The 11,610-nt window shown below is 65.1% G+C and carries 13 protein-coding genes and 3 tRNA genes; 8 read left to right on the forward strand and 8 right to left on the reverse strand.

The features are described from left to right. Positions 1–5: 5 nt before the first annotated feature. Both ACVOLQ_RS16990 and ACVOLQ_RS16995 read left to right on the forward strand, forming a co-directional pair. A complete protein-coding gene (locus tag ACVOLQ_RS16990; RefSeq protein ID WP_313170846.1) occupies positions 6–287 on the forward strand; it encodes a CD225/dispanin family protein in 282 nt (93 codons plus the stop codon). A gap of 44 nt (positions 288–331) precedes the next feature. Further along, positions 332–748 carry a DUF2752 domain-containing protein gene (locus ACVOLQ_RS16995; RefSeq protein ID WP_313495161.1) on the forward strand — a complete coding sequence of 139 codons (417 nt, stop codon included), beginning with the start codon at positions 332–334 and terminating at the stop codon, positions 746–748. Positions 749–888: 140 nt separating this feature from the next. Here the strand turns inward: ACVOLQ_RS16995 and ampE are convergent, their stop codons facing one another. The 5 genes from ampE to ACVOLQ_RS17020 form a co-directional block, all read right to left on the reverse strand. Continuing rightward, the gene (gene ampE / locus ACVOLQ_RS17000; protein WP_313170848.1) at positions 889–1,773 is read right to left on the reverse strand and encodes a regulatory signaling modulator protein AmpE; all 885 of its coding nucleotides are present in this window, start codon (positions 1,771–1,773) and stop codon (positions 889–891) included. Positions 1,774–1,846: 73 nt separating this feature from the next. After that, complete coding sequence (nudC, locus tag ACVOLQ_RS17005; protein ID WP_481528741.1) at positions 1,847–2,752, reverse strand: NAD(+) diphosphatase; 906 nt, start codon at positions 2,750–2,752, stop codon at positions 1,847–1,849. Positions 2,753–2,814: 62 nt separating this feature from the next. Then, complete coding sequence (erpA, locus tag ACVOLQ_RS17010; RefSeq protein ID WP_313170852.1) at positions 2,815–3,201, reverse strand: iron-sulfur cluster insertion protein ErpA; 387 nt, start codon at positions 3,199–3,201, stop codon at positions 2,815–2,817. 32 nt (positions 3,202–3,233) lie between these two features. Next, positions 3,234–3,668 carry a bactofilin family protein gene (locus ACVOLQ_RS17015; RefSeq protein ID WP_313170854.1) on the reverse strand — a complete coding sequence of 145 codons (435 nt, stop codon included), beginning with the start codon at positions 3,666–3,668 and terminating at the stop codon, positions 3,234–3,236. A gap of 2 nt (positions 3,669–3,670) precedes the next feature. Further along, positions 3,671–4,411 (reverse strand): DUF6776 family protein, encoded by a 741-nt coding sequence (locus tag ACVOLQ_RS17020; RefSeq protein ID WP_313170856.1) that lies wholly within the window; start codon positions 4,409–4,411, stop codon positions 3,671–3,673. Between the two features lie 166 nt (positions 4,412–4,577). On the opposite strand from ACVOLQ_RS17020, the gene ACVOLQ_RS17025 reads away from it, so the two are divergent. From ACVOLQ_RS17025 to ACVOLQ_RS17035, 3 genes are read left to right on the forward strand one after another with little or no spacing between them, the layout of a single operon-like run. Then, a complete protein-coding gene (locus tag ACVOLQ_RS17025; RefSeq protein ID WP_313170858.1) occupies positions 4,578–5,231 on the forward strand; it encodes a DUF4126 domain-containing protein in 654 nt (217 codons plus the stop codon). After that, positions 5,228–7,066, forward strand: a complete 1,839-nt coding sequence (locus ACVOLQ_RS17030; RefSeq protein ID WP_481528744.1) for an EAL domain-containing protein — start codon at positions 5,228–5,230, stop codon at positions 7,064–7,066. The genes ACVOLQ_RS17025 and ACVOLQ_RS17030 overlap by 4 nt, the downstream gene beginning before the upstream one ends. A 35-nt stretch (positions 7,067–7,101) precedes the next feature. Further along, positions 7,102–9,513, forward strand: a complete 2,412-nt coding sequence (locus ACVOLQ_RS17035) for an ATP-binding protein (RefSeq protein ID WP_481528745.1) — start codon at positions 7,102–7,104, stop codon at positions 9,511–9,513. A 16-nt stretch (positions 9,514–9,529) separates the two neighbouring features. On the opposite strand, the gene bfr is transcribed toward ACVOLQ_RS17035, so the two are convergent. From bfr to ACVOLQ_RS17050, 3 genes are all read right to left on the reverse strand, one after another. Next, on the reverse strand, positions 9,530–10,000 hold the full coding sequence (gene bfr / locus ACVOLQ_RS17040; RefSeq protein ID WP_313170861.1) for a bacterioferritin: 471 nt from the start codon (positions 9,998–10,000) through the stop codon (positions 9,530–9,532). A 114-nt stretch (positions 10,001–10,114) separates the two neighbouring features. Further along, positions 10,115–10,315, reverse strand: a complete 201-nt coding sequence (locus ACVOLQ_RS17045; protein WP_313170863.1) for a (2Fe-2S)-binding protein — start codon at positions 10,313–10,315, stop codon at positions 10,115–10,117. Between the two features lie 80 nt (positions 10,316–10,395). Beyond that, positions 10,396–11,007, reverse strand: a complete 612-nt coding sequence (locus ACVOLQ_RS17050; protein WP_313170865.1) for an RNA pyrophosphohydrolase — start codon at positions 11,005–11,007, stop codon at positions 10,396–10,398. A gap of 118 nt (positions 11,008–11,125) precedes the next feature. Between ACVOLQ_RS17050 and ACVOLQ_RS17055 the strand changes: the two genes are divergently transcribed. From ACVOLQ_RS17055 to ACVOLQ_RS17065, 3 genes are all read left to right on the forward strand, one after another. Beyond that, positions 11,126–11,202 (forward strand) — tRNA-Met (locus tag ACVOLQ_RS17055). 26 nt (positions 11,203–11,228) lie between these two features. After that, positions 11,229–11,303 (forward strand) — tRNA-Gln (locus ACVOLQ_RS17060). Between the two features lie 102 nt (positions 11,304–11,405). Further along, positions 11,406–11,480 (forward strand) — tRNA-Gln (locus ACVOLQ_RS17065). Positions 11,481–11,610 lie beyond the last annotated feature (130 nt).

Here is an 11,610-nt window from a genome sequence, read left to right on the forward strand (position 1 = left end):
TTTACGTGAATACAAGCAGTCCCGCCGTATCCAACAACCTCGTCTGGGCAATCCTGTCCACCCTGTTCTGCTGCCTGCCGCTGGGCATCGTGTCGATCATCAACGCTGCCAAGGTCAACGGCCTGCTGGCTGCCGGTGACATCGCCGGCGCCCGTGATGCCGCCGACAAGGCCAAGAAGTGGGCGATCTACGCCGCTGGCGCAGGCATCGTCGTCACCATCCTGTACATCGTGCTGGTCATGGTGCTCGGTGTTGGCGGCGCGATGAGCGGCGCTTCCAGCTACTGATGAACCCAACGGGCCGGCCGCCAGCGGCCGGCCTGTTTGCTGATATGCAGTTCCCGCAACATCTGCTGCGTTACTTGCCCCTGGCCGCGATTGCCGGCATCAGCGTGGGCGCGGTGGCGATACTGAGCCGGGTCGACCCCAATGTCCCTGGCAATCCGCTCCCTCCCTGCCCGTTCTATGCGCTGACCGGACTGTGGTGCCCGGGCTGCGGCAGCACCCGCTGCCTGCACGCCTTGGTCCACTTGGATCTGCCGCAGGCGATGGCGATGAACCCGCTGTTGATCGTGTCGATCGTGCCGGTGCTGGTGATGGCCCTGCATGGCGCCGGGCTATGGCCGGCAAAACTGGGCTGGCTGGTGCGGCTGTTCGCACGGCCGATCCCGTGGCTGGTACTGATCGTTTCCTATTGGTTGCTGCGCAACCTGCCCTGGTACCCGTTCAACCTGCTCGCACCGGGCTGAAAGCAGGCACGGTATTCACGTAGCCCGGGTAAGCGCAGCGCACCCGGGGCTCCGTCCAACAGCCTTGAACCCGACCAGATTCCCGCTTCCCGGGTGCGTTGCGCTTACCCGGGCGACGGCCGCCCCCGATTCGTGCTGGCTCAGCCCACCCAGCCAGCAATCACCAGCAGCGCCAGCAGCGCCATCCACAGCAGCAGCGTGCGCCAGACCAGGCTCATCGCATCGCGCAACTCCGGATAACGCTCGTCGACCGGCACCTGCCCGGCCAGCCGCGCTTCCTCGGCCTCTTCAACCAACTCGGCGCCCACGCTGGCGCGTGCGGCTTCGGCGAGGAAACCCAGCTGCAGCGCCCAACGGTTGCCCGCAGCGCGGCGCCAGGCCGAAAACACCGTATCGAAATTGCCAACCAGCGCCATCGACAGCGTCATCAGCTGCGCGACCGGCCACTCCAGCACCGCCAGCAGCCAATCCCCCGCACGACGTTCCTCGCTGGACAGCTGCACACTCTGCGGCCCCTGCGCGGACTGCGCCAACAGGCGATACAGCACCGCCCCCAGCGGCCCCAGCAGCAGGAACCAGAACAATGGCGCAAACCAGCGCCGCAGTGCATTGACCACGGTCGCTTCGACCAGGCCGGGCGCATCCTCGCGCAGGCTGCCACCGGCCGACTGCAGTTTCGACACGGCCAGCCCTGCAGCGGTGGCATCCTCGGCATCAATCACCGCCTCGACATCGCGGTCCAGGTCGCGCGGCCCCCAACACAGGGCCAACAACACCACGCCGAACACCAGCGACGGCAGCCCGAACAGGCGCTCGGCCAGGATCCATTGCATCAGGCCAACCAACAGCACGCAGGGCAGGATCGCCAGCAACACGGTGTAGCGTCCGGGCGATTCACCCTGCTGCGCACGCAGCCAGCCCAACCAGCGCCCGAACCAGCGCCAATCACGCAGCGAGGCCATCAATGCGGGCGCCAGATGACCCAGCACCAGTGCGGCGATTACCGCTACCAAGGTTGTGAACATGCGATCCCTCCTGCCTGCGATTGTAGGCCCTGCCGGGCTTGCCCGGCCCGGTCCGGACGCTGGCGGAGCGCACTCACTGGCGCTGGCTCTGGTACCACTGTTCGATCAGGGTGCGGGCAATCGACAACCGCTGCGGCAGCAGGATGCCCCGCCCGTCATCGTCGGTATCACGCTGCAGGGCCGCGCCCACCTCGTCGACGCTGAACCAGCGCGCATCCTCCAGCTCACCATCCACTGTCGGCACGTCGTCGTGCGCACTGGCACGGAAACCCACCATCAAGGCGCCCGGGAACGGCCATGGCTGGGTCCCCTGGTAATGCGCCTGAATCACCCGTACCCGCGCCTCTTCGAATACTTCACGGGCGACGGTCTGCTCGAAGGTTTCACCGGGTTCGACAAAACCGGCCAGTACCGAGTAACGGCGCGCCACCCAGTTGCTCTGCCGCCCCAGCAACAGCCGGCCATTGTTCTCGACCGCGACAATCACCGCCGGATCCACCCGCGGGTAGTGCTCGGTACGGCATTGATCGCAATGACCGATGAAGCCGAAGCGGCCGAAACGCACCGGCCCGCCGCAGACACCACAGAATCGATTGCGCGAATGCCAGTACGACATGCCGCGCGCATAGCAGAAGATGTCGGCCAACGCGGCCGGCCAGTTCACCGCTGCCTGCCGCAGGTCCATGCGCTGCGGCGCCTGCACGGTCAGCGTCGCCGCCTCCGCGACAAACCAGGCGCGGCCATCAAGCAGCCCCAGGAAAGTCGCCGCGCCGGCGCCACCGCCCAGGTCGCCACCATTGAACAGCGCCGGTTGCCCTTGATCATCTGCGAACGCGGTGCCATCGGCATCCAACACCAACACCTGGGCGGTCGGCCACAAGGCCGCCAGCGCATCGGCATCGCCCCGCAGGGCATCGGCACGGTCCAAGGGCGCCCCGACAAAGGCGTGCCCGGCAAAACGGGATTCAGGTTTCAGCATCCGCCAGAGCCTGACGACAAAGCAGCAGGCTTGCAAGCCGCCAAGCTGCGGCCTGGAAGGGTTTAGACCGAGAAGCTGCTACCGCAGCCGCAGGTGGTGCGGGCGTTGGGGTTGCGGATCACGAACTGGGCACCGGTCAGGCTTTCGCTGTAATCCACCTCGGCGCCCATCAGGTACTGCAGGCTCAGCGGATCGACCAGCAGGGTGACGCCTTCGGTGATTACCGCCAGATCATCTTCGGCACGGTTCTCATCGAATTCAAAACCGTACTGGAAACCGGAGCAACCGCCGCCCTGGATGTAGACACGCAGGGCGAGTGCGTCGTTGCCCTCGTCCTGGATCAGCTCACGCACCTTGGAAGCAGCCGCCGGGGTGAAGTTCAGCGGGCGGTCCAGGGACTGGTAGTCAGGCGCCGGCTGAACGCCGGGCAGGGAAACTAGGGTGCTCATGGTGCTCAGGATGGGGGCGGCAAGCCCCTGTTTCAAGCCGCAGCGGCTTCAGCTTTCTTGGACTTCTCGGCGACTTTGGCATCCGGTGCCGGCAGCGCGGCCATTGCCGCGGTATGCAGCAGGCGGCCATTGAGCTGCGCCCCGGCGCTCATTTCCACCACGGTGTAATGCACATTGCCGGTGACGCGGGCACTTGGCGTCAGCTCGATGCGCTCGCTGGCATGGACGTCGCCTTCCATGCTGCCACTGAGCACGACCACCGCGGCACGTACCTCGCCCTCGATGCGACCGTGTTCAGCCAGGGTCAGCATCGCCTTGGAGCCTTCCTCGGCAATTACCTTGCCCAGGATGCGGCCTTCCACATACAGGCTGCCGCTGAACACCACGTCGCCGCGGATTTCCACCTGGGAACCGATCAACGCGTCGACGGACAGGTCGGTGTCGTGCTTGGACTTGCTTTTGAACATGTTTATTCCCCTCTGCCGTTGCCGGCGAGTTTCCAATCGAATGTCTGGTTGGAGCTCCCCCCGGATCCGGACAGGGAGACTCGCACACGTTGCGGTGTGAAATCCCGGGGCAGCATCACGCTACCGTCCAGTTGTTGGAAATAACGGAAGGAATAATCCTGCCCCGGCACGCCTTTTCGCTGATGTAGGTCATCCCAGCTGACCGTTGTCAGCTTTCCGTCCTTCACGCCCTCGACCGAGAACCGCATCTGCCCCTGGCTGATCGCCCCCCGGTTGAGGTTCTGGGTCAGCACCACGCTGTAATGCCAGGTGCCGGCCGCCTCGGGACTGAACTCCACCGAATGGGCATTCAGACCCTTGCGCTGGCTGGTGGAGCCGACCAGCCGTTCATAGAAGGCGACATCCGCACGCAGACCGGCAATTTCCTCATCGCGCTCGGCCAGCGAGGCCTGCACCTCGTTGTTGGCGGCGCGACTGATCCTGTCCGAGGCCTCCAGCGTGGCCTGGCGCTGGCGTAGCTCGTCGAGCTGTCCGCGCTGCTGGCTCACCAGGGCCTCGCTCTGGCGCAGTTTCTCGCGCAGTCCGCCGGCATCGGGCGAGGCAAAGCGCGCCGCCAGCCAGCCAACCAGCAACAGCGACAGCAGCCAGGCGCCGGCCAGCAGGGCGATCGGCACCCAAGCCGGGCGCGTGCTCGCACCACCGCGCGGGGTGATCTGGAAACGGGAAGAAGGTCGGTGGGTCATGGCAGGCTCCAGTGCTCCCTGAGGGTGACACCTGTGCTCGGTCTGAAACGACGGTCCAGTGTAAACGACAGCCATGCACCCGCGCTTGCGCGCCGGCAGCTGGCATTCACCGCAGGCATGCTCGATAGTTGCGATCCTGCTCACAGTACCCGGCCGGACCTTCCCCATGACCGAAGCCCATGTATTCGTCATCGGCATCTTGCTGGCCTGGCTGGCCGGCATCCGTGTCTATCTGACCGTGTTCGGCGTTGGCATGGCCGGGCTGATGGGCTGGGTGGACCTGCCGCCCGCATTGCAGGCCACCGAGTCCTGGTGGGTGCTGGGCACGTCCGGGGCGCTGGCGGTGGCCGAGTTCTTTGCCGACAAGATTCCGGGCGTGGATTCGATCTGGGACCTGCTGCAGACGCTGGCGCGGGTCCCGGCCGGCGCCTTCCTTGCCGCCGCCACGCTTTCTCCCAATGGCGAACTGAGCACCGGGGTGTTGGCCGCAGGCGCTGGCATTGCGCTGACCAGCCACGGCCTGAAGGCCGGCACCCGTGCCCTGCTCAATACCTCCCCCGAGCCCGCCAGCAACTGGGTGGCCTCGTTTGCCGAAGACAGCGTGGTGATCGGCGCCCTGGCCCTGGCCTTGGCCCATCCGTGGCTGGCACTTGTCTTCGTACTCAGCGCCAGCGTCATCGGTGCACTGACGGTATGGCTGGTATGGCGCATGCTGTGGCGCGGCCTCAAGCGCCTGTTCGGTACTGCCGGTAGCAGTACCGACGCGCCAATATCGGCAACGTCAACGCCCGGCGATCGCTCGCTGCCGCCCGCCCCCTGAACCATAATTCACCGATGGCCAGCACCGACACCCTCACCGCATCTGCCCGCCCGCTACGCGCGGAAACCCCACCTGCCGATTACTGGCAACGCTGGAGCGTGCGCAACGCGCCGCCCGCCGAGGCGGTACAGGCGCAGCTCAAGAGCGGCCCCGACGCCGGCGTGGCGGCCATGGCCAGCGATGTCGGCGACGACACCCCCTACCGGGTGCTGATTGTCGAAGACAACCGCTCGCAGGCCTTGTTCGCGCAGAGCGTGCTGCATGGCGCCGGCATGCAGGCCTTCGTGCAGATGGAAGTGGAAGGCGTGCAGCAGGCCATCAGCGAACACCGTCCCGACCTGATCCTGATGGATCTGCACATGCCGGGACTCGACGGCATGCGCCTGACCGCGATGATCCGCCAGCAGCCGCATCAGCAGTTGCTACCGATCGTGTTCCTGACCGGTGAAGCCGACCCCGACCGCCAGTTCGAAGTGCTCGACTGCGGTGCCGATGACGTGCTGGTCAAGCCGATCCGGCCGCGCCACCTGGTCGCCGCGGTTGCCAACCGTATCCGCCGCAATCGCATGCAGGCGCTGGGCAAGACCGATGTCGGCCCCCTGATGAACAATCCCGAGACCGGCCTGCCCACCCGTCACAACGTGATGCAGCAGTTGCAGACCGCCATCGCCGAGAAGCAACCGGCCGGCCTGATGTTCATCGAGATCGCCAGCGCGCTGGGCCTGCGCGAGCGCTATGGCTATGCCAGCTACGAGCGCCTGATGGTGCAGGCCGGGCAGCGCCTAGCCGAGAACCTGCGCCCGCATCTGCTGGCGCGTCTCAATGACAACAGCTTCCTGCTGCTGACCCGCGGCATCGAAGAAGAAGCCGTGCCCGCCCTGGCCCAGCAGGTACGCGATGGCCTGTCCGCACAGCCGTTTGCGCCGCGCGAGGATGAGTCGGTGTTCCTGCGCTGCGTGGTTGGCCACGCCAACCTGTCGCAGGACCTGAACGACGCCGATGCCGCACTGGAAGCCGTGGAACGCACTGCGTTGCAGGCGCGCCTGAGCAGCGCCGGCGTCGCCGCCTATGAAAGCAGCGATGTCGCCGTCAACAACGAACATCTGGCCCTGCTCGAGGGCCAGCTTGAGCTGGCCTACCAGCCCATCGTCGCCGTCGCCGGCGGCGATACCGCCCAGTACCAGGTGCTGCTGCGCCTGCGCCAGAGCAACGGCACCCTGCTCTCCGCCGGCCAGGTGATTCCTGCTGCCGAAGCCGCCGGACGCATCGCAGACCTCGACCAGCAGGTCGTCGAACATGCCCTGGGGTTGCTGCACCTGTACCAGTTCGCGCAACCGCCGATGCGCCTGTTCCTCTCGCAGTCGATGCGCAGCCTAGCGCGCAGCGCCTATGCGGAATGGCTGCTCAATGCCTTGCAGGAGCGCCAGGTTGCCGGCAACGGCCTGGTCATCGACGTGCGCCTGTCCGACGCACTGGTGCATGCAGTGACCTTGCAGCAGTTCTGCGCGCAGCTGATGCCGGCGGGCGTGCAGTTCTGCCTGAGCCAGTTCGAACCCAGCGCCGAAGCCAATGCATTGCTCACCCAATTGCCGCTGAGCTTCGTCCGCATGGCCGCCCGTTACGCCGACGCGCACGCCAACCAGAAACTGCGTGACGAACTGCGCGGTGCGATCGATCTTGCCCATCGCGCCAACCTGCAGATCATCGGCCAGCAGATCGAGGACCCGCAGGCCGCTGCAGCCATGTGGATGGGCGGCATCGACTTCATCCAGGGCAACGTGGTGCAGCGCGCCGGCAGCGAACTCAACTTCGACTTCCAGAACGCGGTGCTGTGAACGCCGCTGCATCCGGCGCCACGCGCGGTTGGGCGCTGCTGGCGACAGCCTGCGCCGCTGCGGCCTGTGCGGCCGGTTTCATCGCGGCCGTGCCCGGCGTCGCGGTCGCCGCCTGCGCCGGTGTCGCCGCGGTTGCCGCACTGGTGGCCGCCCTCAGCGCCGGGCGGCAGATGCAGCACACGCACGCACAGCAGTTGCGTCTTGAGGAGGCGCGGCTGGAGAACAAGCGCCTGCAGGCCGCCGCGCAGGACCACAACACCCTGCAGCAGGCACTGCTGGAAGCCAAGCAGGCCGCCGAAGCCGCCACCCTGGCCAAGGGCGAATTCCTGGCCACGATGAGCCATGAGATCCGCACCCCGTTGAACGGCATCCTGCCGATGCTGGAGCTGGTCGCACAGGGGCCGCTCAATCTGGAACAGCGCAACATGCTGGATACGGCGACCGAGAGTTCCCGGCAGCTGTTCCGCATCGTCGATGACATCCTCGATTACTCCAAGCTCGAAGCCAACCGCCTGGAGCTGGAGATCACCACCTTCAACCTGCGCGAGACCCTGGACGGGATGTTGCGCTTGATGCAACGCGCCGCCGAGCACAAGGGCCTGCGCCTGTCCCTGCATATCGACCCTGCCGTGCGCCTGTCGGTGCGCGGCGATCCGGTGCGGTTGCGCCAGGTGCTGGGCAACCTGCTGGTCAACGCGATCAAGTTCACCGAGCGCGGCGAGATCAGCATCCACGTCAAGCGCCTGGGTGAAACCGCCGCGCAGCATCGCCTGCGTTTTGAGGTGCGTGACACCGGCATCGGCCTGGATGCCAGCCAGGCACAACGCCTGTTCAACGCCTTCACCCAGGCCGACGCCTCCACCACCCGCCTGTATGGCGGCACCGGCCTGGGCCTGGCCATCTGCAAACGCATCATCGACCTGATGCAGGGCAGTATCGGCGTGCAATCCGAGCCGTTGCGCGGCGCCACGTTCTGGTTCGAGATTCCACTGCTGAAGGTCATCGGTGACCTGCACAGGCCCGAGCACCTGCGCAACGCCCGCCAGGTACTGCTGGTCACCCCGGAGCCACGCCTGCGCCAGCGGCTGCAGCTGGTGCTGCCGAACTGGGGCTATCAGCCGGTGGTTGCCAACAACCTGCAGGAAGCACTGGAACGGCTGCGCAAGCCCACCGTCTCAGGCAACTTCCATGCGGTGATCGGCGATCTGGAACCACTGCGCAACAGCGCGCCGGCACTGCAACGCGCACTGGAGCGGATGGATGACAACCGCCCGCGCCTGCTGTGGCTGTACGGCGATGCGCCAATAGCCGATGCGCTGCGCGATGGCGCCACCCTGCTGCCACGGCAACTGCCCGATACCCAGCTGCGCAACGCCCTGGCCGAACCGCTGCAGCTGGCGCCGAGCCCAAACCCGGCGTTGTTGCTGTGGAAGGAAAGCGACATTGCCAGCCCGGCCGCGCCCGCCCAGATGTCCGCCGCAACCGGCGTGCCGATCGGCAGGACCGCCGCCGCATCCTTGGCCGCAACACCGAACCCATCGATGCCAACCACCGCGGCCAAGGCAGCCGCGGCCAGCAGCCCGGCACCAGCTACCGCCGAGCTGAAGGGCATGCAGGTACTGCTGGTCGAAGACAACTCGGTCAACCTGATGGTCGCGCAGAAGCTGCTCAAGATAGTGGGCTGCGACGTGGACACCGCTGAAAACGGCGCCATCGCCCTCGACAAGATGCACGCCAAACGCTACGACGCGGTATTGATGGATTGCCAGATGCCGGTACTGGATGGCTTTGCCGCTACCGGCCGCTGGCGCGAGCACGAAGCCAGCAGCGCGGCCACAACCCGTTTGCCGATCATCGCCATCACCGCCAACGCCATGGCCGGCGACCGCCAACGCTGCCTCGACAGCGGCATGGACGAATACCTGTCCAAGCCGATCTCGCGCGCGCAACTCCTGACCTGCCTGCAGGCCTTCAAGCCCGCTTCCATCGCAACCAACGAACCGGTTATCAGCATGCCCATCGCCGACCTCTCCGCCAACGCACTGGCCGCCGCCTCCACCGCCCATACCGACGGCATCACCGCCTCGGTGCTGGAGCGCAGCGTGCTGGACGAACTGTTCGAGATCGCCGGCGAGGAAATCAACGCCATCATCGATGTGTTCCTGGAAGAAACCCCGCAACTGGTGCGGCATCTGCAGGAAGCAGCGGTGATGACCGACCTGCAACGACTTGCGCAGCTCGCGCACAGCCTGAAGTCCTCAAGCGCCAACGTCGGCGTACTGGCCCTGTCCGAAGCGGCGCGCCGGCTCGAGCATGGCGCGCGCGCCGGAACGCTGGAACGGCCAACGGTGATGGTGGCCCTGATCGTGGCCGAGTTTGGACGCGCGCGCCAGGCGCTGACCGACTACCAGGCCGGTCAGCGCGGGCAGGCGCCGGCATCACACTGATCCGGCGGTCGCCGGATCAGTCTTCCAGCTTGGTCAGCAGGTAGTTGGGCTCGCCGATGCGCGCGATCAGATCAAGCTGGGTTTCCAGCCAATCGATATGCTCTTCCTCGGAATCGAGGATCTTCACGAACAGCTCGCGGCTGACGTAATCGCTGATCGATTCGGCATAGGCAACCGCATCGCGCAGCACCGCCGCCGCCTCGTTTTCCAGCGCCAGATCGCACTTGAGGATTTCGGTGGGATTCTCACCGATGCGCAGCTTGCCCAACGCCTGGAAGTTGGGCAGCCCTTCGAGGAACAGGATGCGATCGGAAAGCACGTCGGCGTGCTTCATCTCGTCGATCGATTCCTTGTATTCGTGCTCGGCCAGCTCGTTCAAGCCCCAGTTCTTCAGCATCTTGGCGTGCAGGAAGTACTGGTTGATGGCGGTCAACTCGTTGTAGAGGACCTTGTTGAGAAATTCGATGACCTTGGCGTCGCCTTTCATGGCGCTGACTCCGACTAGAGGAACGAGCGCACTTTACCGGTTGCCGGCAGATGATGAAGGAACGCGAATCGTGATCATTAGCCACCGCCAGGACGAGGCGGTGACTGGGCCTGCTCAGGCAGCCCGTAGCAGCGGCAGGGGCAGCTCGCGGGTAGCGCGGGCCTGCTCCAGCAGGCCAGCGGCCATGTCCAGACAGGAACCGCAGTTGGAACCACAACCGGTACGCATGGTCAGTTCGGACACCGTTTCGCAGCCGGCAAGCGCGGCTTCACGGATCTGGTGATCGGTAACTCCAGTGCAGATGCAAACGTACACGGCTTGACGCCCCTGAACCCGGCACGTATCGGCCGTGTCAGCATTCAATCGCAAATGCGAATGGTTGTCAATTTCTGGCGTTAATCATTATTAATCTTCTTGCCACGCCAAGCTCCCTGGCGCCGCGGCCGTTTGCGGGGCCGTTCATGCCCGGCATTGCTGCCCGGCATCCAGGCCTCCTGTGCCGACGCCGGCATCGCCTGCACGCCCTGCCCCGCGATGCCCCGCGCCAATGGCGCCAGGTGCCGCAGCGCGCGCGCATAGACGCCACGCTTGAAGACAACGACATGCTCCACCGGATACCAGAAATCGACCCAACGCCAGTGGTCGAATTCCGGCGTATCGGTCTCATCCAAGCGCACATGCGCCTCGTCGCCGGTCAGACGCAACAGGAACCAGACCTGCTTCTGGCCGATGCAGACCTGCTTCTCGGTGTGGCGTATGGCGCGCGTGGGCAGCCGATAGCGAAGCCAACCAGGGGTCGCCCCCAGGACTTCGACGTGCTCAGGCAGCAGGCCGGTTTCTTCCTGCAATTCGCGATACATGGCCTCGACCGGGGTCTCGTCGGTATTCATGCCACCCTGCGGAAACTGCCAGCCGTCCCGGCGCACACGTCGTGCCCAGAACACCTGCCCGTCTTCCCGCATCAGCACAATGCCGACATTCGGTCGATAGCCGTCCGGATCGATCACGATGCGGACTCCTAAAATTTCTACTGCCGGGGACTCTGCCATGGCCTTGCGCAGGCCACAAGCGCAAAAAAACCTGTTGACATAATGCCGCGGCACCACCAGAATTACCGGCTCCCAAGGCTATGTAGCTCAGCCGGTTAGAGCACAGCACTCATAATGCTGGGGTCGGTGGTTCGAGTCCACCCATAGCCACCAAGGGACGCAGGTTTTACCTGCACTACAGCCCCGTCGCCAAGCGGTAAGGCATCTGACTCTGACTCAGACATTCGGAGGTTCGAATCCTTCCGGGGCTGCCAAACACAAAAGGCCTGATCGAAAGATCAGGCTTTTTTCCTATACAAGACCATCCCACCCAGGCCAACCAGCAGGCCAAGTGTGCGATAATCAACACGCACCATAGCCCCGTCGCCAAGCGGTAAGGCATCTGACTCTGACTCAGACATTCGGAGGTTCGAATCCTTCCGGGGCTGCCAGACACCAAAGACCCGATCGAAAGATCGGGTCTTTTCTTTTGGGCGGGATTCGGAATTCGGAATTCGGAATTCGCCAAAGCCGAAGCAAAGATCAAAAACCAAGGCACCCCTCCCCAACCCTCCCCTGCGC

Source organism: Stenotrophomonas sp. STEN031, assembly GCF_056759975.1.

What these genes read in the sequence shown, in the direction of transcription:
- ACVOLQ_RS16995 (WP_313495161.1), top strand. Translation starts at nt 332, where the DNA reads ATGCAGTTCCCGCAACATCTGCTGCGTTACTTGCCCCTGGCCGCGATT.
- ACVOLQ_RS17015 (WP_313170854.1), bottom strand. Translation starts at nt 3,668, where the DNA reads ATGTTCAAAAGCAAGTCCAAGCACGACACCGACCTGTCCGTCGACGCG.
- ACVOLQ_RS17025 (WP_313170858.1), top strand. Translation starts at nt 4,578, where the DNA reads ATGACCGAAGCCCATGTATTCGTCATCGGCATCTTGCTGGCCTGGCTG.
- erpA (WP_313170852.1), bottom strand. Translation starts at nt 3,201, where the DNA reads ATGAGCACCCTAGTTTCCCTGCCCGGCGTTCAGCCGGCGCCTGACTAC.
- nudC (WP_481528741.1), bottom strand. Translation starts at nt 2,752, where the DNA reads ATGCTGAAACCTGAATCCCGTTTTGCCGGGCACGCCTTTGTCGGGGCG.
- ACVOLQ_RS17020 (WP_313170856.1), bottom strand. Translation starts at nt 4,411, where the DNA reads ATGACCCACCGACCTTCTTCCCGTTTCCAGATCACCCCGCGCGGTGGT.
- ampE (WP_313170848.1), bottom strand. Translation starts at nt 1,773, where the DNA reads ATGTTCACAACCTTGGTAGCGGTAATCGCCGCACTGGTGCTGGGTCAT.
- bfr (WP_313170861.1), bottom strand. Translation starts at nt 10,000, where the DNA reads ATGAAAGGCGACGCCAAGGTCATCGAATTTCTCAACAAGGTCCTCTAC.